Below are 22,745 nucleotides of genomic sequence, written 5' to 3'. Positions count from 1 at the left end.
TGCATCCCCTTTGTATTAGTTTTAATACATGAAACGATTTCTAAAACGAAGTCTATCAAATCTTTCCATTGTCTCAGGAGGCACCCGTTTTCCTTCGCGTGCCATCAGGCAATTGGCTGGATGTGATGTAATTTCAGGATCATCTGTTGCAAAATATTCGAAACCAGCAGAACTCATCATTCTTTCCATCATTTTACGATAATCCCAAACATTTAAACCAGTTCCTTTTAAATCCCAATGCCAATAGTACTCGGTAGTAATCACAAGATAATCTTCCATTTCATCCCCCATAAATGAAACGGCTAATAGTGCTTTCCCTGCACCAGTACCACGGTAGTCTGGAATGACTTCAATGGCACCTAATTCGATCATGTCATCGATACGATCTTCTGCCCATCGTTCAAGTGGATCAGGGTAAAGATAGGTAACATAGCCTACAATAATATCTTCGTTTCGAATAATAATAATTCGGCCTTCGGGTAGTCCAGCAATTTCTATAATGGCCTGCTGTTGCTGTTTTGGAGGTCTGAAGGCAACCAAGCCTTCATGGAATGAATATGTAGCTAATTTTTCTGGAGGCACAGGTCCTTCCACATACACAGTACCATGCTTTGTTTCCTTTGTGACAGAAAAAAAAGTTTTTTTATGTTCCATAATTACACCACCTGAGTTTAATAATTCCATTATAGCTGATTTCTTGCGTAAAAACGCTTATTTTTGCAAAATATACCTGTATTTTTGGAAAAATAAAAATATTAAGACAATCTATCCGAATTCGTGTAAAATAGGATTATATTGCTTCTGTTATTTAACAGATAAAAGTAGTGCTATTAGGGATTCGAACATTAATACTATGGGTATCTGTTATATAACAAATGCTACATATCAATTTTGCTTTTGGAAAATTCTCTGAATTTCCACAGGGGGGATTGTTGAAATTTAGTCAAAAACAAAAGCAAAGAAAGGGGTATTTTCATGGGGATGAAAATGAAGGAGAAGTTAATGGCTTTACCTGGTCAACACCATTTAACGAATTATGAAGAAGTGGCAGAATCTCATAATTGGGCAGATACGGAAAAGGCATTTAGTTGGAGCGAAACAGGTTTAGTGAATATGGCATATGAGGCTATTGATCGCCATACAGAAACACATCGCAAAAATAAGGTGGCATTGTATTTTAATGATGGTAAACGGAAAGAGGCATATTCATTTAATGAAATGAAAAGGTTAACAAACAAAGCAGCAAATGTTTTTAAAGCGACTACTAATCTGCAGAAAGGTGATCGTTTATTTATTTTTATGCCTCGTTCACCTGAGCTCTATTTTTCATTATTAGGTGCGTTGAAAATGGGGGTTATTGTTGGACCATTGTTTGAAGCTTTTATGGAAGGTGCTGTGTATGATCGACTTGCTGATAGTGAGGCGAAAGTATTAGTCACGACACCTGCTTTACTTGAACGTGTACCTTTAGCTAAATTACCTAAATTGGAGCATATCTTTTTAGTAGGGGAGGGCGTTGAGGAAACAGATAAAATCCTGGACTTTACTAAACATTTAAAAGAAGCTTCAGCTCATTTTGATATAGAGTGGGTAGACAGAGAAGATGGGATGATTCTTCACTATACCTCTGGATCAACAGGTGCTCCAAAGGGTGTATTGCATGTTCATAATGCTATGATTCAGCAATATCAATCGACACAATGGGTACTTGATTTACGTGAAGATGATATTTATTGGTGTACAGCTGATCCTGGATGGGTTACAGGAACAGCCTATGGCATCTTTGGTCCGTGGTTAAACGGTGTAACAATGCTAATCGTCGGAGGGAGATTTTCACCACAAGCATGGTATCAGGCTATTGAAGATTATAGTGTGACAGTGTGGTATAGTGCGCCAACAGCATTCCGTATGCTGATGGGTGCAGGTAGTGGCTTGCTTGAAAGCTATGATCTAACATCTTTACGCCATGTGCTGTCTGTTGGTGAGCCTTTGAATCCAGAAGTTATTCGCTGGGGAGTAGAGGAACTAGGTCATCGTATACATGATACATGGTGGATGACAGAGACTGGAGCGCATATGATTTGTAATTATCCATCGATGGATATTAAGCCAGGTTCAATGGGGAAACCTCTTCCTGGTATTCATGCGACGATTGTAGATGATGCAGGCAATGAGGTTCCACCATTTACAATGGGGAATCTAGCTATTCGTCGTGGTTGGCCTGCCATGATGCGCCAAATTTGGGGCAATCCAGAGCGCTATGAATCTTATTTCCTAAAAGGAGAATGGTACGTTTCTGGAGATTCAGCCTATATGGATGATGAGGGTTACTTCTGGTTCCAGGGGCGTGTGGATGATGTTATTATGACGGCTGGTGAACGTGTAGGACCTTTTGAAGTAGAAAGTAAGCTACTTGAGCATCCAGATGTAATTGAAGCAGGTGTTATCGGCAAACCAGATCCAGTGCGAGGTGAAATCATTAAAGCCTTTGTATCCTTACGAGAAGGGGTAGAACCTTCTGATGCATTAATTGAAGATATACGTGATTTTGTTAAAAAAGGTTTATCTGCACATGCAGCACCACGTGAAATAGAATTTAAAGATAAATTGCCAAAAACACGTAGTGGTAAAATTATGCGTCGCGTTTTGAAAGCTTGGGAATTGAATTTACCGACTGGTGATTTATCAACCATGGAAGATTAATTAATTATCTAAAACATCAATTGATATTTATACAACATGTGCATAAAAAGAAGGCAAGGATTCATTCGATGGGCGAAAGGATTCTTGCCTTCTTTTTTCTGGATTTACAATAGTATAGAGGTGAGAGTAAGTGAAATATTATCTATTTCAAAAAAACAATGAATTAAATAAAAATTCAGTTGACTTAATAAATATGCAGACGTATACTATTTTTAACTTATTTCAGAGGTGAGTGCAGTGAAAGTAGGTATTGTTGGAGCAACTGGATATGGCGGTCTAGAACTTATTCGATTTTTACATAATCATCCAGCTGTGGAACGAATTGATTTATTTACTTCTTCAGAAGAGGGTGTCCAATTTTCTTCCAAATTTGGCCATCTTGTTAGGATAGCTGATACACCGTTACAAAAGATTGCGTATGACACTTTAGAAAAATTCGATGTTATTTTTACGAGTACACCATCTGGGGTGACAAGTGAGCTATTACCGCCTTTGGTTGGGAAAGGACCAAAGCTAATCGATTTATCTGGTGATTTTCGGTTAAAAGATCTAGCAAGCTATGAAACCTGGTATGGCAAAAAAGCTGCACCGTTCCATAGTGTTCAACAAAGTGTATATGGTTTAACAGAATGGAATGAAGAGCTTATACGTCAAGCAACACTTGTTGCTAATCCGGGTTGCTACCCAACAGCAGTTTTATTATCCTTACTACCACTTGTAAAAGAACGTTTAATTGATCCTAGTTTTCTAGTTATTGATGCAAAGAGTGGTATTTCAGGAGCAGGCAATAAGCCCTCACAAACTACCCATTTTAGTGAGACAAATGAGAATTTTTCAATCTATAAAGTAAATACACATCAACATATTCCCGAAATTGAACAGGCACTTTCCATGTTTGCTCAAGCAGATACAAAGGTTACTTTTAATACGCATCTGGTTCCAATGACCAGGGGAATTTTGGCGACATCCTATGCACCAGTAATGCAGGGAATTACAGAGTCGCAATTGATCACTTGCTTACAGGCAACCTATGAGAATCATCCATTTGTTCGAATCGTTACAGATGCATCTAGTTTAGGGACAAATCGTGTCAAGGGATCAAATTATTGTGACATTCTAGTGAAAGTAGATTCCCGTACAAATCGCGCCACAATTGTTAGTGTAATTGATAACCTTGTCAAAGGAGCAGCGGGGCAAGCAATCCAAAATATGAATGTGCAATTTGACTTACCACAAACGACAGGGCTAGATGTCGTACCATTCTTTATTTAACAGCATGCAGGAAACTGTATGCTTCTCTTATTTATTAATCTAAGGAGGAATTTCGGATGACAGTTACCACTTCAACGAATGTAATGAAAAAATTATCAAGTAAAAATATTGTTTCACCAAAAGGCTTTAAGGCAGCCGGATTACACTGTGGTTTAAAACATAAGAAAAAGGATTTAGCCCTTTTAGTAAGTGAAGTCCCAGCAAGTGTTGCAGGTGTTTTTACTACAAACGCTGTGCAAGCAGCACCATTAAAAGTCACGAAGGAAGTTGTTTATGCAACTAAGAAAATGCAAGCGATGATCGTCAATTCAGGCAATGCGAATGCTTGTACAGGTAAACAAGGTGTAAAAGATGCCCAAACAATGCAAGCGCTAGCTGCTGAAAAATTAGGGATTGCACCAAATTTGGTGGGAGTTTGCTCGACGGGTGTTATTGGAGAAATGATGAAATTAGAGCCAGTAGCAAACGGTATTCTACAGTTAGAGCCAAAGGACAATTTAGAAAGTGCGATTGACTTTGCACAGGCTATTTTGACAACAGATACTGTCATGAAAAACACAAGCTATAGTACAACTGTGGATGGCAAGGAAGTTATTATTGCAGGTGTAGCAAAAGGTTCAGGTATGATCGAACCTAATATGGCAACAATGCTAGGCTTTATTACAACAGATGCCAACATTGAATCTGAGGTGTTGCAAGCAGCATTAACAACTATTACTAATTTAACATTTAATGCTATTACAGTTGATGGGGATACGTCTACTAATGACACAGTGGTAATATTGGCTAATGGCTTGGCAGGGAATGATTCATTAACACCAGAGCATCCAGATTGGCAAAATTTCTTTTACACTTTGCAAACAGTAGCGGAAGATTTAGCAAAAATGATTGCCAAAGATGGTGAAGGAGCAACGAAGCTTATCGAAGTAGAAGTTGTTGGTGCAATTTCAGACGAGGAGGCACGTAAAATTGCAAAAACAGTCGTTGGTTCACCACTTGTAAAGACTGCTGTTTTCGGCTGTGATGCTAACTGGGGGCGTATTATTGCAGCAGTAGGGTATAGTGGCGCAACAGTTGATCCAGATAAAATTACCATCCAAATCGGTGGTGCTACTATGGTAGAAAACGGTGAACCAATTCCCTTTTCTGAGAATGAGTTAATTCAAATATTAAAAATGCATGAAGTAAAAATCTATGTGTCTCTTGGTGTGGGTGATGGTAAGGGGCATGCTTGGGGATGTGACTTAACATATGACTATGTCCAAATCAATGCATCATACCGCTCATAAACGTGTGGTCATTAAGCTTGGGGGCAGTACACTGGAAGGTTTAAATGATACTTTCTTTGATAATTTTAAAAGATTACAAGAGAGTGGGGTAGAGCTGATTATTACCCACGGAGGTGGGCCAGCCATAAATCGAGAACTAGCTGCTCAAGGCATACAATCACATACATTAAATGGAATACGCGTCACGAATGATTCTGCAATTAAAGTTGTCCAATCCACTCTAATAGGACAAGTAAACACTGCATTAGTTCATGAGTTAACAACAGCTGGTATAACAGCCATCGGATTAAATGGCTTTGATGGACAGTTGATGGTCGTAGACTTTTTAGATCAAGAGGCTTATGGCTATGTCGGAGCTATTAAAAATATCAATACATCCTTATTGGAAGCTTTAATGGGTGTAGGGATTGTACCTGTTATTGCCTGCGTAGGTACGACCGAAGCAGGTCAGGCTCTTAATATTAATGGCGATACGGTAGCAAGTGAAATTGCTTTAGCCATCGGAGCAGATAGCTTACTACTCGTGACAGATGTGAGTGGTATCCGTATTGAAGATGAATATCAAGCAATAGCTACACCTAGTCTTATAGATCAATGGACAGAGCAGGGCCATATTTATGGTGGAATGATTCCGAAAGTGCAGGGAGCGATTGACTGTTTACGGGCAGGGATTCCTTCTGTACAAATCGTAGGCGCAACTTTAATTGGTACAACAATTGTAGCCACAAGTGAACTTCTTTCTTCCTAGTGTTCTAAATAGGATAGCTTGAGAAGTATAGTTGTTGAAAGAAACTATTTTAAATATAGTGGAGATGATAACATGAGTGTTTTATTTGAGAATTACGGCAAGCGTCGTGCACAAATTGTTAAAGGTCAGGGGACAATTGTTGAGGATTCAACAGGGAAGCAATACTTGGATTTTACTAGTGGCATTGCTGTAGTGAGTCTTGGTCATGCCCATCCAGCCGTTGTACAGGCACTTCAAGAGCAAAGCCAAAAGCTATGGCATATTTCAAATCTTTTTGAAATACCAGGTCAGGAAAAGGTGGCAGAAAAATTAATTGCTAATACACACTTTTCACATGCCTTTTTTTGTAATAGCGGCGCTGAGGCTAATGAAGCGGCCATTAAATTAGCTCGTAAGCATACAGGCAAACATCATATTATTACATTTGAAAAATCATTCCACGGTCGTACTTTTGGAGCAATGTCTGCAACAGGTCAAGGCAAAGTACATAATGGCTTTGGACCACTCGTAGAAAAATTTTCGATTTTGCCATTTAATGATGCTGCTACACTTGAAGCAACCGTTGATGATTCAGTTGCAGCTATAATGCTAGAAATGATTCAGGGAGAGGGTGGCGTCAATAGTGTATCAGCAGAATTTGCCGCAGCTATTGCAAAAGTCTGTGAGGAGCAAGGTGTACTACTAATTGTTGATGAAGTGCAAACGGGCATTGGACGAACAGGAACACGCTATGCATTTGAACAAACGGTATTAAAGCCACATATCGTAACTTTGGCAAAAGGCTTAGGTGGTGGTTTCCCTGTTGGTGCAATGCTCGGAACTGCTGAGCTTCATGCTACATTTAGTCCAGGAACACATGGTACAACATTTGGTGGAAACCCTCTTGCGATGAATGTGGCACAAGCTGTTTTAAATCATGTGTTTGAGCCAGATTTTTTACAGCAGGTACGAGAAATATCTGCCTATTTTGTGGCACAACTAAGGGCTCATTTACCTTCTAGCTATACGGTTCAAGGTCAGGGTCTCTTGTTAGGGATTGGCTGTGGGGACACGGAAGTTGTGCCTTATATCGTGGCAGCGGAAGAAAGTGGTCTTTTATTAGTAGGGGCAGGGCCAACAGTTATTCGTCTTTTGCCTCCATTAACGGTCACAAAGGAAGAGATTGACAAAGCAGTAGCTATTTTAAAGAACATATTACCGTGAAAATACACTTTCGTTCAGCAGAAAGTGAGGCATTAGCGGCAAAAATGACTAGACATTAGGATGAACAAAGAATCTGCTAGATATTAGCAGATTCTTTGCGCTATAAATGCTATTGTAGTTGTTTTACTAATGTTGTCACTAATTTTGGTAACCAATCTTCAAGCTGACTAAACGTAAATCCTGCCTTCTCAGCCTTAGCATTGGACATATACCAATCAGCAGGCACCCCATAAGGAGACTGTGATTCCTCATCACCACCAATGAGGGAAATTTTTGCGCGCTGACCACTTGCTTCTTCAATTAGAGCAATTAGATCTTTGAGAGATATGGCCCCTGATGCGGTAGCGTTGTATGGTCCCTCAATAGGAGTAACACCCGCAAAGTATAAAAATTCAGCAGCTTCCTCATCTGTAATATAACTCATCTTTGCATCAATGTTCGGTAAAGTAATCGGCTGATTCTGTAAAATATGTTCAACGTGAAAATGTAAACGTCGAGTATAATCATCTTCGCCCATCACAATTGGGAAACGTACAGCTACGACTGGGAATGAAGCTTCTTTGAATAAGACTGCCTCCGCTTGTCGTTTTCCTTCTCCATAAGAAAATTCCTCTTGATGTCCCATACGAATTTGATACTGGTATGGATCAAAGTCTTCTTCCTTTTTCATCTTACCATCTACCTCATATGTTGAAAGAGTAGAAGTAAAGACGAGCTTTTTCGTTTTTCCCTTTAATATCTCGCAAATCGCTTGTGCCTCGTTGGGCGAATAGCAAATATTATCATAGACAATGTCCCATGTTGTATTGGCTAGTGCCTGCTCTAAAGCATCACGATCATTACGATTTACTACTAATTGCTTAACATGTGTACCAAAGGGATTGCCACTTTGACCACGTGTTAAAATCGTTACATTATGTCCATTTTGAATACAAAGATCAACTAGCTTTTTTCCAAAAAAACGTGTGCCTCCTAAAATCAATATGTTCATATATTTTCACCCCTTCAAAATAGTAGTCCTCTTAATAATGACAAAAAAACAGACTTACTACAATTCATAAGGAATATGCAGTAAGTCTGTTTAATTGATTATCTAATACAAATGCTTTTGCTAAGGCAAAATGGATTAGCGCCTTGACGTTTCAGTTGGAGTAGTGGTATTACCATTGTCTCCTCCGTTTGTGCCATCTCCGGGGTTATCAGTTCCATCGCCATTGCTTCCATCGCCATCCCCGTTATTGGAGCCATTGCCATTGTTACCAGAACCATCCCCGTTATTGGAGCCATTGCCGTTATTACCAGACCCGTTCCCGTTATTGGAGCCATTGCCGTTACTACCCGAACCATTACCATTGCCATTAGTAGGTGGCGTTGTAGGTGGTATTGGTTCTTGGTCGTTTTCCTCAGGGTCAGGTTCATTTTCACTACCGCCAGTAGACACAACATTGGAGTGCGGTGATGTTAAACCTGTAATATCTACAGCGACCACTACATAAGCTTGTCCACTAGCAACCGTAATGCTTTGTGTTGACTCTAGTACGGACGTTACAAGTGTATTACCGCCATTCGTAACGTTGTAGATACGATAACCAACAACATCATTCGATGACTCTGACCATGATAATGTAGAGCCATTTACTGAAGCTGAAACAGCTGCTGGAGGGCTACCATCCGCTGGGAAATCAACTGCTGATACAGATGAATTCGACAATGTAGAATTCTTTGGTAACAGACTAGCAGGATTCCCGCCAAGTCTACCTAACATTCGTTTAATAAAGTCTTGATTAATGCCTGCGCCACCTGCTTTTACAAACTCTGCTGGTGTATTTGGCAACGCATTATAAGTTTTTCCTTTAATCGTCACAACACTTGAAGAGGCTAAGCTATCATCAGGTTGTGATGGTAAAAATACTTTCGCATTAAATAAATCTGAGCGTACAAGACCTGCGCTAGCACAAGCTGCAGAAGGGGCCATGCCGGAAATGCCACAGAATGACGCAGTCACAACATTTTTAGGCGCCTTAAAACTTGTTGGTGGGTCGATTAGCTGAGGATCCGCATCGTAAACGGCATTCATTAAAGTACCCCATAGCTTATTCACCCGAACGCTTGGCTGTAAATAGGTGTTGTTAAATGCATAAAGTGTACGAGGTTGATCGTAACCCATCCAAACACCAAGAGATACATTAGGGTTATAACCAACTAACCAAACATCTTTATATTCTTGAGAAGTCCCTGTTTTTGCAGCGAAATCAGAAGAGAATTTTAATGTATTTCGTGCCATTGTCCCTGTTCCTTTAGTGAGAACATCACGTAACATATCTGTCACGATATAAGATGTTTCAGGGCTAAATACTTGAACAGGTTCTACTTCATGTTGGTAAACAATATTTCCTTCTTGGTCTTCAATTCGATCAATCATATAAGCGTCAATGAATTGGCCACCATTTGCAAAGGTAGCAAAGGCATTTGTATTTTCTTCAACAGTAGTTCCTTCGCTTAAAGCACCGATCCCAGTTGCTAGGTTAGTAAAATCATCAGGATGTAATTTTGAGAATCCCATTTTTACTAATAAATCTGCAGGGCGTCTACTAATAATATCATTATATAAACGTAGTGCTGAAATGTTTTGAGAATCTGCTAAAGCTTCACGTGCTGGGATAAGACCTCGCTCATCACTCGTAATATAGTTACTTGGACTCCAAGAACCGATTGAGAATTTCACGTCAACTAAGGGGCTACCCGCACCGATTACGCCATACTCAATGGCAGGTCCATAAACAAGTAATGGTTTCATTGTAGAACCGTTAGAACGATAAGCTTGTGTTGCATGGTTTACTTGAGTGGTTTTAAAGTCTCGACCTCCGACAAAGCTTAAAATGCGACCTGTCGTATTTTCTATTAAAATACTACCTACTTGTACCGGCATCTCAATATCAATTTCTTCACCAGTAACAGGGTCTTTCCCTTTACCAGTATACGTATGACCATAATACTGGAAGTCTTTTGCTGCTTTTTGCATCGCATCATACATATCTTTATTAATGGTTGAATAAATACGATAGCCTTTTGAACGAACATCACGATCTGCTAAAATTGTATATTTATCCTTTAATTTTTTTTCTGACTTTAAGCGCTCTGGGTCAACCCCATCATCTTTTGCTAGTTTTTCAGCAATAATATCTTTTGCACGAGCTTCAAGCTCATAAGTCAACCAAGGATAACGATCTTCCGCGCGCATTTCTGGTCCACGGAAATCGGCAGCAATATTATAGTTTAACGCTTCATTATACTGTGCATCATCAATATAACCAGCTTCTTTCATACGATAAAGTACTGTTTTCATACGATCAATACCAGGTTTCAAAGCTTCTTCACTTTTCAGTTCACCTGTATTTGTAAATGGTGTATAAGCAAATGGTGCCTGTGGTATACCAGCTATGTACGCAGCTTGAGGAAGAGACAATTCTTTTGCTTTTACGCCAAAAATTCCTTCCGCAGCTGTTTCAACACCTGCAATATTTCGTCCTGAAGAGTTACGACCATAGGGAATGATATTTAAATAAGCCTCTAATATTTCTTCCTTCGTCATAAAATGTTCTAAACGCATCGCCAGTAAAATTTCCTTAGCTTTACGCTCGTATGATACTTCATTAGTTAGTACTTGGTTTTTAATAAGTTGCTGGGTAAGTGTAGAACCACCTGTCTGCGTTGCAGAGTTTGTGACATCTTGTAATAACCCACGAATAACCGCTTTAGGAACAATTCCGTTATGCTCTCGGAAATATTCATCTTCTGTTGCCAGAACAGCATTCACGACCTCTGGTGCAACATTGCTAAGCGAAGTTTCACGTCGATCTAAATCTGTTCTTAATTTCCCAATATAAATCTCGTTGGCAAAATAAATCTCACTGGTTTCTTCATAGCTAAAAATCTGATCCCTTAACTCTTGTTTTGAGCGTAACGGTTCTTCTTTTACAAGAGAAGCAAAATAACCAGCACCAACTGAACCGACAAATACAGTGCCAACCAATGCAAAGACTAAAAATAGTAAAAATAAGTTCCAGGTAACACTACCTGAAATACGTAATTTCTTCATCCATTTTTGTTCAAGTAATTCATCGATCTTTGCATTGATTTTTTCAATCCAATCTTTCAATGTATCGACCTCCTAAAATCTTGTCTATTATAGCACATATTGTTTTAGCACGAACATAGTTATTGACTTTGAAAAAGAATCGTATAGAATTATGTTTATAGTTTTCTGGTGATGAAGAGTTTGCAGTAGTGTCTATATTCCCTGTTTAGAGAGCCAGTGGTTGGTGAAAGCTGGTCATAATGTAGAGACGAATTACGTGCTTGGAGCTTAGACGTGCGCGCCTGCGATAAAGGCGGCTGAATGAAGTGGAAGGTGGATGACATCTTCAAGCTGGGTGGTACCGCGTTAGTTTGTAACTTAACGTCCCTGCATGCAATTGTTTGCGTGTAGGGACTTTTTTTATTTAAACATGTCCATGCACGTAACGAATTTAACCATTTTAGGAGGAATGAACATGACAAACGAATTATTACAAGATTTAGAATGGCGTGGTTTGCTATACCAACAAACAGATGCTGATGGCATGGCAAAATTATTAGAAGAACAATCCGTATCTTTATACTGTGGGGTAGATCCAACAGCTGACTCCATGCATATTGGACATATTGTTCCATTGTTAACACTTCGTCGATTCCAAAAAGCGGGCCACCGTCCAATTTTACTTGTTGGTGGTGCGACAGGGATGATCGGTGACCCATCTGGCCGTTCAGAAGAGCGCCAATTACAAACAGTAGAGCAGATCGATAAAAACGTTCAAGGAATCCGTCGTCAATTAGAACGTATTTTCGAATTTGCGGAAGATGGCAATGGTGCTCAGCTTGTGAACAATCGTGACTGGATTGGTAATATCAATACAATTGAATTTTTACGTGATTATGGGAAACTAATTAACGTAAACTACATGTTAGCAAAGGATACGATTGCTTCTCGTCTTGACACAGGAATCTCATTTACAGAGTTTGCCTATACGTTAATTCAAGGTATTGATTACAATCATTTATACAATCACTACAATTGCCGTATTCAAGTAGGTGGCTCTGACCAATGGGGTAATATTACAACCGGGTTAGAGGTTATTCGTAAAACACACGAGGAAGAAACGAAAGCCTTTGGAATTACGATTCCATTAGTAACAAAGGCAGATGGCACGAAGTTTGGTAAAACAGCAGGTGGTGCTGTTTGGCTAGATGGTAAGAAAACCTCTCCATATGAGTTCTACCAATTCTGGATCAATGCAGCTGATGCAGATGTCATAAAATACTTAAAAATCTTTACGTTCCTATCTCGTGAAGAAATTGAAGCTTTAGCCGTTTCTGTAGAGGAGGAGCCACATTTACGTAAGGCACAAAAGGCGCTAGCTGAAGAAATGACTCGTTTAATACATGGTCAAGAGGCATTAGAGCAAGCCATCCGTATTACAGCTGCTTTGTTCTCAGGAGATCTAAAAGCACTTTCAGCTGAAGAAATGAAGGACGCTTTTAAAGATGTTCCTTCTATTGAAATGACTAAAGATGATAAAAACATTGTGGATCTACTTGTGGAGGCTGGCATTTCCTCTTCCAAACGTCAAGCACGTGAAGATGTATCAAATGGTGCTATTAGTGTAAACGGTGAAAAGGTAACAGATTTAGAATATGTAGTCGATGCGAAGGATCGTTTAGAGGATGCATTTAGTATTGTCCGTCGAGGTAAGAAAAAATATCATATGGTGAAATTTATATAATTTCTATTTGCAAAACCACATCCAAAACACTGGATGTGGTTTTTTAATCATAAGAAACTTGGAGGTTTTATTTGTTCATATTCTTTAGGATGCAGTATTTTTGCAAGCTTTATAGCACCCTCAACAAGTCGTGGAGAAGGGCGACAATACAGCCATTCTTCCATTACATGAAGCTGTTCCGATTGAACGGCATGTAGCTCTTTGGCATATGGACGTTTTAATAAATTAGCAGGCTGGATACGCTCAAATGCGACACCAACCCAAGCCATCATGATATAGTCAGGCTGTCGTTTAACAACATCTGTCCAATCTGTTTGAACACTAGCAAGCTCAACATCTTGAAAAAGATTAATGCCACCAGCAAGAGCGCTAATTTCTGTTAGCCAATTTATTTTCCCAGGAGTGAAAATAGGGTTTGGCCACCATTCCCAATAAAGGGTAGGTTTCTTTGGAATTGTTCGTGCAATGGAATACATTTTTTCGATGGAATGCATGTACTCTTCAGCGATTGTCTTTGCTTGTTCCTCCACTTGACAAGCTTTCCCAAGTGTCAGAAGATCTTGCGCAATTTCTTCTAAGGAGTTTGCATTAAAAATAATATGAGGAATATTTCTTTCTTTTAGTGCCTCAATGTTTTTTTCCATACCCGGTACACTCAAGGAAGCCAGAACAAGATCAGGCTGTAATGCCTCTAATGCCTCCATGTTAATTGATAAATCAGGCCCAAGCTGTGGTAGATTTTTAACTGAGGCTGGCCAATCGGAATAATCATCTACTCCAACGAGCTGGTCTGTCAGCCCTAAATAGGCGACTAATTCTGTATTGCTAGGACAAATTGAAATTAAACGCATATTGTTTTCTCCTATTCTTTTTAAGAAAAGTATAGCGAGAGTTCCCACGATAGACAATGTGTGTGTATCGAGCCCATAAAAAAGTGGAGAAAACATTTGTTTTCTCCACCCTTTGTATAGGCTTATAGGAAACCGTCGATTAAGAAAGGGCAACTGCCTCGAGTGACTCTTCTTTTTTCACAATAGGACCCATTGCATTTGTGATGATTTGTTTGATATCCTCTAGTGTTGCTTTACGAGGGTTCGTCTCAGCACACACATCTAACAATGCATTTTTTGCTAAGATCTCGATATCCTCATCTTTTGCCCCTAATTCACGGAAGCCACTAGGGATATTTAAATCTTGAGATAACTTCTCAATAGCTGTAATAGCCTTTTCAGCGGCATCGCGCTTACTTAAACCTTCTACATTTTCTCCTAATAATTCAGCGATACGAGCAAAGCGCTCTGTACGTGCTGTGACATTAAATCGACAAACATGTGGCAATAAAATAGCGTTGCACACGCCATGTGGTAGGTTATAGAAACCACCCAATTGATGAGCAATTGCATGAACATAACCAAGTGATGCATTATTAAAGGCCATTCCCGCTAAAAATTGTGCATATACCATTTGTTCACGGGCTTCTATATCAGCTCCATTTGCATAGGCACGTGGTAGATATTCAGGGATTAGTTGAAGTACCTTTTCAGCACATGCGTCCGTGATTGGTGTAGCATTCGTAGAAACGAATGATTCAATAGCATGTGTTAATGCATCAACCCCAGTAGCCGCCGTAAGAGCAGGAGGTAAACCAATCATTAATTCAGGATCGTTTATAGAAAGTAACGGTGTCACATGCTTATCAACAATGGCCATTTTTACTTTGCGTGCTGTATCCGTGATAATAGTGAAACGAGTCATTTCACTGGCAGTACCAGCAGTTGTATTAATTGCAATTAATGGCACAAGTGGATTTTGTGATTTATCAACGCCTTCATAATCATGAATACGTCCACCATTCGAAGCAATAAGTCCGATACCTTTTGCTGCATCGTGTGCGCTGCCTCCTCCAAGAGAAACAATAGAATCGCAGTTTTCCGCATGATACACGGAAATGCCATCTTCAATGTTTTGATCTGTTGGATTTGGTTCTGCTTTCGGGAAAATTGCTACATCAATTCCAGCAGCTGTAATGATGTTAGCAATTTGTTCTGAGAGACCTAATTTGTGTAGACCCTCATCTGTTACGATTAATGTCTTTTTCACTTCTAAATCATTTAAGCGTTTACCAACTTCTTGAATTGCTCCAGGTCCAAATAAGTTTGTTTTCGGCATAACAAATTGCTTTAGAACGTCTGACATATTTCCAACCCCTTTTAAAAAATTATTATTGCTTGAATGATGGTGAACCACCTTTCGCAATTCATCGTATTCTATTTTTTGTGAAAGTTCAACTCATATTTTTGTTAAAATATTCCCTTTTTACCAAGTTATTATTTTACAAAAAAGATGAACCTTTTTATTGATGGCTGTACGATTGGATTGCCTAGGAATATTGATTTTAATACACTTTTTAAATGTTTTTTTATAAAAGTAAAATATATTTTTTAGGAATTGGTTCTAAAATCAAGCTGGAATACATAGTAAATAACTGATATTTTATATTGATTATAATGATAGTGTTTAAGTTGTTTTTCCCTATGCAATTACTATTTTAATGTACATAAAATTGTCATTATTTAGATGAATTAATGGTTGTTTTTTGAGCTTTGAAAGTTGTAGTCAATGCAAGTAGTAAATAAAGAACAATTGTATAGAGGAATAATCCACATATATATAATTGCTGTTGTATTTGTGTGAATAGGGGGATTTCCACTATGAGCGTTGATATGGTATTCCTGTTGTTTAAAGCCAAACCAAATACCTGTTAATAGGAGAATCCATAATATAACCGCAAATAGCGTCTTTTTATGGAAAATGAGCCGCATTAGATTTTCTCTGAAAAGCGTTGATAAAGTGCAGGGATGTTCAAAAGGATTATTCCTATCAAATGGAACAATGAAAAATGTTATTAGTCCACTTAAATTAAGATCAGCATAACTAATTCATCAAGCTTCATATTATCCTCCTCTTACTTTGAATATTTCCTACATTTGACTTATTCCAAACAGAAAAGTTCCATTAGCTTCTTAAAAAATTTTACGTTTAGTAGGTATTTTTGCAGGGATTTTTAAATATTCATTGAATATTATTTCAATGAATATATTTTTAATGAAGGGGTGCTTACAATGTCATTACGACATGAACAAAAGGAGCAACGAAAGGCCGTTATTTTAACATCTGCACTGGATTTGTTTATACGGAAGGGATATGGGGAAACAAAGGTTGCCGATATTGCCAAAGCTGCTGATATGAGTATGGGATTGCTTTTTCATTATTTCGACTCAAAGGAAAAACTTTATGAAGAGCTTATTCGAATAGGCTGTGAACGACTTAAAATGGATTTTCACTTTACTGATGAATCACCATTGGACACGTTTAAGGTAGTTGTTGAGGAGTTATTTAATATGATTTGTACAAATCCATCTGCTGCAAAAATGTTTGTATTGATGGAAAATGCCCAGCATCTTGAACATTTGTCAGAGGATTTAAAAGAAATGCTTGCTGAAGCAGACAAATTAATAAAAAGGAGTATCCCTTTAATTGAAAAGGGACAATTGCTAGGTGAAATCAGGCAAGGGAATCCAGAAGCCCTTGCAGTGTCATTTTGGTGTTCTATACAAGGAATTGCTCAATATATTGCGCTACATCCAGAAACACCTTGTCCTAATATTATGTGGATTCTTTCGATACTTGAAAACAAGGAGGTTAATTGAAGATGAAAACATCCCGGAGAAACATAATGATCTTTATTGTTGTTGTGTTACTGTGTGGTTGGTTTGGTGTGTTAGTGGATAAATTGATTCCAGAGCAGCCTCAGGGAGATACTCTTGGTATGGGAATTTGGCTCATATCTCCGCTGCTTGCAACCATCCTGTTACGTTCCTTCGCAGGAGATGGTTGGCGGGATATAGGTTTATTGCCTAATTTTAAGGGCAATTTAAAATGGTATGTCATTGCACTTTTCATTTATCCAGCAGTCACAACTTTAGTACTTTTAATTAGCTATGTTTTCAACTGGATGGACTTTTCAGCCTTTAATCTAAGCACTGTATTATCTGTGTTTTTTAGTGGATTACTTATTCAATTCGTTAAAAACTTTTTCGAGGAATCCGTATGGAGAGGTTATCTGACAAGTAAGCTTTCAAATTTAAAGTTGGATGATTTTTGGCTCTATCTAATTGTTGGTGGTGTTTGGGGTGCATGGCATATCCCGTACTTTCTTGTGTTTTTATCAGAGAGTGATATCATCAGTGTACTTCCTGTCAATAGATGGCTATTTACAATAATAGGTATCGTCACGATGATTTGCTGGACAGTGATGTACACAGAAATTTACTTAATGACAAGGAGTATATGGCCGCTTGTCCTTATGCATATGACTGAGGATGCACTTGTTAATCCACTTATTCTCGATGGCTATATCAAACTTGCTCAGGGAAAAGAATTTCTCGTTTCCCCATCTGCAGGGATTTTAACTACTTGTCTATATCTCGTAGTTGGATGGCTATTGCGGGTGAAACGGAAAAAAATGAGGAGCGGGTATGGAGTAAAATCTACGGTAATAGGTAATGATTAATTTTCAAAACAGTAATTAATTAAATTACTTATAATACACATTGATGTTGTGATGAGCAAAAAACTAAATAAGCAATAAAAGCCCAAAATAAATTTTTGAACTGCATCTCGAAAGTTTTACATCTAAGATGCAGTTCAAAGGTAAAAGTTGGTTATAATGGTACAGTTCAAGATACAGCACCACTTGCGATTACTACACTTAGTGTAGAATTAGTTGAGTAATTTCTAAAAATAATAGTTGTATATAGTGTTGCTCTTTGAATAAAAGGACCACTCCTGATGGATGGGGAAAGAGGGAATGAATTGAAAACACCATACCATCTATTGAAACTCAACAACGTATGCATGCTTTCTTTATGAAAACGTATGCTCCACGTATCTATAAAAACAACTAGAAGAAGAGCAAAAACGTAAAGAAATGGAATCTCAAAACAAGATACGAATAAAGAAAAGTAATAAAAATTAACACTTGCTACGGCGGGTGTTTTTTGGGGGAGGCAAAATAAAAAAGGAATAGGATATTATTCCCAACCTACTTGAACATCTTTACAAATATGCCCACCAAAAACATTAATAATTAGCCCCAAATATAATAATTAATACATGATTGAGCATGGTTGATAAAAAGCAAAAACCCTAGAGAGCCTTGATATAAAAGGCTTTCTAGGGTTTTCTAAACTACTCTTTGCAGAGCAATTTAATTAACGAGAGTAGAACTCTACGATGAATGCTTCGTTGATTTCAGCTGATAATTCAGAACGCTCTGGAAGGCGAGTGAATGTACCTTCTTTTTTGTCAGCATCGAATGTTAAGTAGTCAGGTACGAAGTTGTTTACTTCAATTGCTTCTACTACTACAGCAAGGTTTTGAGATTTTTCACGAAGAGAAATCGTTTGACCTGGTTTTACGCTGTATGATGGGATATCAACGCGTTTGCCATCTACTAAGATGTGACCGTGGTTAACTAATTGACGAGCTCCACGACGAGTACGAGCTAAACCTAAACGGTAAACTAAGTTGTCAAGGCGAGTTTCAAGAAGGATCATGAAGTTTTCACCGTGAACACCTTTCATTTTACCAGCGCGGTTAAATAGAGTACGGAATTGACGTTCGTTCATACCATACATATGACGAAGTTTTTGTTTTTCTTGAAGTTGTAAACCGTATTCTGATAATTTTTTACGTTGGTTTGGACCGTGTTGTCCTGGTGCGTAAGGACGTTTTTCGATTTCTTTACCTGTACCGCTTAGTGAGATACCAAGACGACGTGATAATTTCCAAGATGGACCTGTATAACGAGACATATTGTTGTCTCCTCCTTTAAATTTGGTTTTTTTGTTGTAAAACAAAAACCAGTAGTACCCATTCTTACACGCATTTTATTTTCATGTACTTTCGCCTATGCAGCCGTTAGGTTACACAATACACCATCTAATTTTCATTGCTGATCATCTAAGTAGTTGTACATCAGAAAATAGAGGAATAAAATACAATCATAAGCTTATACCACTGCTGCGTTTATTTTACACAACCTTCATTGTAACTGCTTTGGACAAGGACGTCAATTATTAGCTAGTAAAAAAATATAAAAGAACATAGTAGGAAATTCCTCACTATCTATTTTAAATAATATGGGAATAGTTAATGATACGCTGTGTTATGTAAATTGTAAAAGTAAGGGATAATTACATAGTCAAAATGACACAAATTATGTATAATATATTATAAGTTAATAGTAATTGATTTGGACGTTATATAGAAAAGGTGATTTCATGACAGACCATTTACAAACGCTAAAATATATAAAATCTGATGTTTTGAGCTTTTGGGTGAGTTCTTATGAAGAACAAACTAGTTTTAATGGGTATTTTTGTTCATTGAAACAGTTTCTAAAGAAGCGCTTGAAAATTGATAATGCTGCTTTTCTTAGTTTTGAAGGTAATTCCTTAATCCCAATCGAAGAGATGGCTTCATTAACAATTGAAACAAAGCTAAATGCTGTGTCATGGCTGATGATTGAAGCTAGTTTTTATCAACAAAAAGTAGTGAAAATTCCTTATATATTGAAAGCAAGACAGGCCTATTCAATGATGACAGATATGGTGCTTTTCCAAGCAGAGGGCAAAAATCCCATTGGTATATTACTTGTGGAGGCAACAGAGTCTTGGACAGACTTTATGACCTCGGAGTATGGTGAAGAGTGTATAGAAATACTTTCAAAGGTTCTTCAAATGATTAGAGACAATTTAGATGTCAAAATAAATGAAGACCAATATAGAAAACTATATAACATGACTGATTTGTTTCATTCAACAATGGATATTGATTTAATTTTAGAAAATGTATTAAAAAATATACGGGATAATTTTCCAGAGTTTAATGTGGAGCTTATTTTATCGAATGATCAAGATCGACACACGACCATCGATATTAAGCTTTTTGATTATTTATCAGAAAGACCTGCTACAATTGAAGCCTTTGTATCAGGAGAGTTAACGACAGAGTTAGCGAGCGATTTAAATTGTCGGTTGTTAAATGCACCGATTAAGGGCAGGCAAGCTATTTATGGCATCTTGCAAGTAAGTGCTCCCACCACTTATCTTTTTTCAACAACCGAAAAAGATTTTGTACGGATGCTGGCACAAGCTTCAGGAAATGCACTTGAAAATGCAAAATTATATCATCAATCGCATCGCCTCGTAAGTGACTTACAACTCATCAATGAAACTTCGCATCGTTTAAATATGCGAATTGACATTCATGAAATGTTACTTTTCCTACAAAAGCAGTTACTGAAATCCTTTCAGCCAATGGAAGTATGTTTCGCATTTAAAAAACACGAGACATTTGAAATAACAGGTGCAAGTACCTCCTTGTTCCATTCAGAAAACGGTCAAAGTTATATAAAACATGTTGAACAACACTTTGCTCAAACGAATGATCCACTATTTGTTGCCGATTTCAGCCGTCTAACTCCTAATCAAATTGAGTATCGCTCTATTATGGTGATTCCTATACTTATGGAGGAAAAGATTAATGGTTTTAGTATCGTCTTACATAAAGAGCCATATTTCTTTTCATTCGATAGTTTCAAATTAATGCAATCTTTAATTCACCATTCATCGTTAGCCATTGCAAACTCAATTTTACGAACACAGCTTCAGGAAATGGTCGATTTGGATCATTTAACGAAACTGTATGCCCGCAGTTACCTCGATCAGTTTGTAGAAAAATCACTTGAATATGATCAATCGGGTATGTTCTTGTTAATTGATATTGATAATTTTAAACGCATTAATGATACGTATGGTCACCAAGTTGGAGATAAAATTCTTGTTCAGATTGCGGTTCAATTAAAAGAGACTATTGGAAGCCGGGGGATTTGTGCAAGATGGGGTGGAGAAGAAATGTCTGTCTATGTCCCCAACATCGATGAAAAAGAAGCTTTGGAATTAGCATCAACCATTGTGGAAGTCATCCCAAATGCCACAGATCCACAAGTAACCATTTCTGCGGGTCTTATAACATGGGATGAGCGAGATCGACCAGCATTCCAATCTGTGTTTTTACATGCAGATACAGCCTTGTATGAAGCAAAAAACAGCGGGAAAAATCGCTTTTGTACTCACAATGGATCGTTCCAAACGAATTCATAGGATTGATAAAGCAAAACGTAAATGGTTGTTTAAATAAATTGCCCTGAAATGACAATATAAAACATTTCAGGGCAATTTTTAATATTGTATTATAAATGATTAAGGAGTGTTTTAACAAAAGCCTCTAGGCCATTACGATCTTGCTCTGAAAATCGATTCACGATAGGGCTATCGATATCTAACACACCAATAATTTCACCTTGCTTCATTAGCGGTATAACAATTTCAGACTGCGATGCAGCATCACAGGCAATATGCCCTGGAAAATCATGTACATCTTTTACAACAACGGTTTCTCTTGTTGCCACAGCTGTACCACAAACACCACGCCCAATAGGAATTCTAACACAGGCAGGAAGACCCTGGAATGGCCCTAACACAAGTTCATTATCCTGCAAGAGATAAAAACCAACCCAGTTAATGTTCGTTAAAAATTGATTTAACAGGGCAGAGGCATTACTTAAATTGGCGATTTGGTTGGTTTCACCAGTTAATAGTGCATCCAATTGTTTTGATAATGTCAGATATTGGTCAGCAATTGATCCTTCGTAATTAATTTGTGTAAACATATTAAGCACCTCGTTTAAAAGTTATTTATATTGGTAATATAACATTATAGTGTTGATGTAAATCTTCTGTGCAATGTGCATCTGAACCAAATACATATGGTAGTTTAATAGTTTGACTATAATTGATAAGAGCAAATGGTGGATAAGGCTCCTGACAATATTGTTTACTTAAACCAGCACTATTTAAATCTAATTCATAGCCCGCGAATTTCATGCTGTCTAATACTTCTTTGATACGTGGGGTGTCATTGATTTTTTCGTTGTGCGCTAGTTGGAATTTATGAATAAGTGATGGGTGCCCAATCCGTTTTGGTTTGTATGGACCAAGATCTGCTCTAATCGATTGTAGGACAGTATCATAATATAAATCATATACCTGTTCAACAGAGCCAACTTTTTTAGAAAAATCAATAAAGCATTCAGAAGAAAAGTCGATACATACAAAGGTATCTTGCCATTTTAAAAAATGGACTGATAAAATAGCGTCATCTAAAAGATGTCCATAGGTATCAAGGAATTGACGAGTTTCTTGTTCGTAGCCTTGGATGTAGTCAACTTCTAGTCCGATGCGGATACGAATATCTTGTGCATACTGTTGTTGCAGATGTTGCAATTCTTCAATGTAAGACATGAGATCATCAGGATTCATGCCACTATCTTGTTGCGGGGTTGGATCGACAAAACTTTTGGGCAATGGGGCGTGTTCTGTAAATGTTATATCTGTGAAATGTTGAGAAATTGCTTTTTCAATATATTGCTTGAATGAGTCCGTAGTGCCATGTGGACAAAAAGGACTATGTATATGCCCATCACGTTTCATAATTTACCACTCCTTTAGCTCTATAGATACGCTATTTAAATATTTCACAATAGCGAAAATACAGTTTTCTGAAAAACACTTAAATTTTAGT

General features: G+C 37.8%; 17 protein-coding genes and 1 other annotated feature. Of the genes, 9 read left to right on the top strand and 8 right to left on the bottom strand.

Features of this window, described 5'->3' with window-relative positions:
- Positions 1 to 21: 21 nt before the first annotated feature.
- A complete protein-coding gene (locus NY607_RS07915; protein ID WP_131521315.1) occupies positions 22 to 654 on the bottom strand; it encodes a GNAT family N-acetyltransferase in 633 nt (210 codons plus the stop codon).
- A gap of 321 nt (positions 655 to 975) precedes the next feature.
- On the opposite strand from NY607_RS07915, the gene acsA reads away from it, so the two are divergent.
- The 5 genes from acsA (at position 976) to NY607_RS07890 (ending at position 7,215) form a co-directional block, all read left to right on the top strand.
- Positions 976 to 2,703, top strand: coding sequence for an acetate--CoA ligase (gene acsA, locus NY607_RS07910; protein ID WP_371824157.1), 1,728 nt, complete (start codon positions 976 to 978; stop codon positions 2,701 to 2,703).
- Between the two features lie 237 nt (positions 2,704 to 2,940).
- Positions 2,941 to 3,975, top strand: coding sequence for an N-acetyl-gamma-glutamyl-phosphate reductase (gene argC, locus NY607_RS07905; protein WP_193767384.1), 1,035 nt, complete (start codon positions 2,941 to 2,943; stop codon positions 3,973 to 3,975).
- Positions 3,976 to 4,031: 56 nt separating this feature from the next.
- On the top strand, positions 4,032 to 5,264 hold the full coding sequence (argJ, locus tag NY607_RS07900) for a bifunctional glutamate N-acetyltransferase/amino-acid acetyltransferase ArgJ (RefSeq protein ID WP_131521317.1): 1,233 nt from the start codon (positions 4,032 to 4,034) through the stop codon (positions 5,262 to 5,264).
- Positions 5,227 to 6,012 carry an acetylglutamate kinase gene (gene argB, locus NY607_RS07895; protein WP_131521318.1) on the top strand — a complete coding sequence of 262 codons (786 nt, stop codon included), beginning with the start codon at positions 5,227 to 5,229 and terminating at the stop codon, positions 6,010 to 6,012. The genes argJ and argB overlap by 38 nt, the downstream gene beginning before the upstream one ends.
- Positions 6,013 to 6,084: 72 nt before the next feature.
- Entirely contained in the window at positions 6,085 to 7,215 is a 1,131-nt protein-coding gene (locus tag NY607_RS07890) for an acetylornithine transaminase (protein ID WP_259419423.1), read from the top strand.
- A gap of 109 nt (positions 7,216 to 7,324) precedes the next feature.
- Here NY607_RS07890 and NY607_RS07885 read toward each other — a convergent pair whose 3' ends face one another.
- Together NY607_RS07885 and NY607_RS07880 are read right to left on the bottom strand one after the other, a co-directional pair.
- Positions 7,325 to 8,206, bottom strand: coding sequence for an NAD-dependent epimerase/dehydratase family protein (locus tag NY607_RS07885; protein WP_066037564.1), 882 nt, complete (start codon positions 8,204 to 8,206; stop codon positions 7,325 to 7,327).
- Between the two features lie 135 nt (positions 8,207 to 8,341).
- Positions 8,342 to 11,374 carry a transglycosylase domain-containing protein gene (locus NY607_RS07880; protein WP_131521320.1) on the bottom strand — a complete coding sequence of 1,011 codons (3,033 nt, stop codon included), beginning with the start codon at positions 11,372 to 11,374 and terminating at the stop codon, positions 8,342 to 8,344.
- A 102-nt stretch (positions 11,375 to 11,476) separates the two neighbouring features.
- Positions 11,477 to 11,685 (top strand) — a binding site (T-box leader).
- A gap of 83 nt (positions 11,686 to 11,768) precedes the next feature.
- Here NY607_RS07880 and tyrS point away from each other — a divergent pair.
- Entirely contained in the window at positions 11,769 to 13,037 is a 1,269-nt protein-coding gene (gene tyrS / locus NY607_RS07875) for a tyrosine--tRNA ligase (RefSeq protein ID WP_131521321.1), read from the top strand.
- A gap of 47 nt (positions 13,038 to 13,084) precedes the next feature.
- Here the strand turns inward: tyrS and NY607_RS07870 are convergent, their stop codons facing one another.
- Together NY607_RS07870 and NY607_RS07865 are read right to left on the bottom strand one after the other, a co-directional pair.
- Entirely contained in the window at positions 13,085 to 13,888 is an 804-nt protein-coding gene (locus NY607_RS07870; RefSeq protein WP_131521322.1) for a cobalamin-binding protein, read from the bottom strand.
- A gap of 139 nt (positions 13,889 to 14,027) precedes the next feature.
- A complete protein-coding gene (locus tag NY607_RS07865; RefSeq protein ID WP_004226138.1) occupies positions 14,028 to 15,233 on the bottom strand; it encodes an iron-containing alcohol dehydrogenase in 1,206 nt (401 codons plus the stop codon).
- A 926-nt stretch (positions 15,234 to 16,159) separates the two neighbouring features.
- Here NY607_RS07865 and NY607_RS07860 point away from each other — a divergent pair.
- Entirely contained in the window at positions 16,160 to 16,747 is a 588-nt protein-coding gene (locus NY607_RS07860) for a TetR/AcrR family transcriptional regulator (protein WP_237898463.1), read from the top strand.
- A gap of 2 nt (positions 16,748 to 16,749) precedes the next feature.
- On the top strand, positions 16,750 to 17,610 hold the full coding sequence (locus NY607_RS07855; RefSeq protein ID WP_259419422.1) for a CPBP family intramembrane glutamic endopeptidase: 861 nt from the start codon (positions 16,750 to 16,752) through the stop codon (positions 17,608 to 17,610).
- A gap of 700 nt (positions 17,611 to 18,310) precedes the next feature.
- Here the strand turns inward: NY607_RS07855 and rpsD are convergent.
- Positions 18,311 to 18,913 carry a 30S ribosomal protein S4 gene (gene rpsD / locus NY607_RS07850; RefSeq protein WP_016991579.1) on the bottom strand — a complete coding sequence of 201 codons (603 nt, stop codon included), beginning with the start codon at positions 18,911 to 18,913 and terminating at the stop codon, positions 18,311 to 18,313.
- Between the two features lie 468 nt (positions 18,914 to 19,381).
- On the opposite strand from rpsD, the gene NY607_RS07845 reads away from it, so the two are divergent.
- A complete protein-coding gene (locus NY607_RS07845) occupies positions 19,382 to 21,265 on the top strand; it encodes a sensor domain-containing diguanylate cyclase (RefSeq protein WP_259419421.1) in 1,884 nt (627 codons plus the stop codon).
- Between the two features lie 89 nt (positions 21,266 to 21,354).
- Here the strand turns inward: NY607_RS07845 and NY607_RS07840 are convergent, their stop codons facing one another.
- Positions 21,355 to 21,834, bottom strand: coding sequence for a GAF domain-containing protein (locus tag NY607_RS07840; RefSeq protein ID WP_259419420.1), 480 nt, complete (start codon positions 21,832 to 21,834; stop codon positions 21,355 to 21,357).
- Positions 21,835 to 21,859: 25 nt separating this feature from the next.
- Positions 21,860 to 22,654: a histidinol-phosphatase HisJ gene (hisJ, locus tag NY607_RS07835; protein WP_131521327.1), complete on the bottom strand. Its 795-nt coding sequence runs from the start codon at positions 22,652 to 22,654 to the stop codon at positions 21,860 to 21,862.
- Positions 22,655 to 22,745 lie beyond the last annotated feature (91 nt).

The sequence above is a fragment of the Lysinibacillus sp. A4 genome (genome assembly GCF_024919535.1).
GTDB classification, from domain to species: domain Bacteria; phylum Bacillota; class Bacilli; order Bacillales_A; family Planococcaceae; genus Lysinibacillus; species Lysinibacillus capsici.
Note: the sequence above shows the minus strand (reverse complement) of the source record. Positions and strands in the feature narration are given on the sequence as shown.

What these genes read in the sequence shown, in the direction of transcription:
- NY607_RS07915 (WP_131521315.1), bottom strand. Translation starts at nt 654, where the DNA reads ATGGAACATAAAAAAACTTTTTTTTCTGTCACAAAGGAAACAAAGCAT.
- acsA (WP_371824157.1), top strand. Translation starts at nt 976, where the DNA reads ATGGGGATGAAAATGAAGGAGAAGTTAATGGCTTTACCTGGTCAACAC.
- argJ (WP_131521317.1), top strand. Translation starts at nt 4,032, where the DNA reads ATGACAGTTACCACTTCAACGAATGTAATGAAAAAATTATCAAGTAAA.
- argB (WP_131521318.1), top strand. Translation starts at nt 5,227, where the DNA reads ATGACTATGTCCAAATCAATGCATCATACCGCTCATAAACGTGTGGTC.
- NY607_RS07890 (WP_259419423.1), top strand. Translation starts at nt 6,085, where the DNA reads ATGAGTGTTTTATTTGAGAATTACGGCAAGCGTCGTGCACAAATTGTT.
- NY607_RS07885 (WP_066037564.1), bottom strand. Translation starts at nt 8,206, where the DNA reads ATGAACATATTGATTTTAGGAGGCACACGTTTTTTTGGAAAAAAGCTA.
- tyrS (WP_131521321.1), top strand. Translation starts at nt 11,769, where the DNA reads ATGACAAACGAATTATTACAAGATTTAGAATGGCGTGGTTTGCTATAC.
- NY607_RS07870 (WP_131521322.1), bottom strand. Translation starts at nt 13,888, where the DNA reads ATGCGTTTAATTTCAATTTGTCCTAGCAATACAGAATTAGTCGCCTAT.
- NY607_RS07865 (WP_004226138.1), bottom strand. Translation starts at nt 15,233, where the DNA reads ATGTCAGACGTTCTAAAGCAATTTGTTATGCCGAAAACAAACTTATTT.
- NY607_RS07860 (WP_237898463.1), top strand. Translation starts at nt 16,160, where the DNA reads ATGTCATTACGACATGAACAAAAGGAGCAACGAAAGGCCGTTATTTTA.
- NY607_RS07855 (WP_259419422.1), top strand. Translation starts at nt 16,750, where the DNA reads ATGAAAACATCCCGGAGAAACATAATGATCTTTATTGTTGTTGTGTTA.
- rpsD (WP_016991579.1), bottom strand. Translation starts at nt 18,913, where the DNA reads ATGTCTCGTTATACAGGTCCATCTTGGAAATTATCACGTCGTCTTGGT.
- NY607_RS07845 (WP_259419421.1), top strand. Translation starts at nt 19,382, where the DNA reads ATGACAGACCATTTACAAACGCTAAAATATATAAAATCTGATGTTTTG.
- NY607_RS07840 (WP_259419420.1), bottom strand. Translation starts at nt 21,834, where the DNA reads ATGTTTACACAAATTAATTACGAAGGATCAATTGCTGACCAATATCTG.
- hisJ (WP_131521327.1), bottom strand. Translation starts at nt 22,654, where the DNA reads ATGAAACGTGATGGGCATATACATAGTCCTTTTTGTCCACATGGCACT.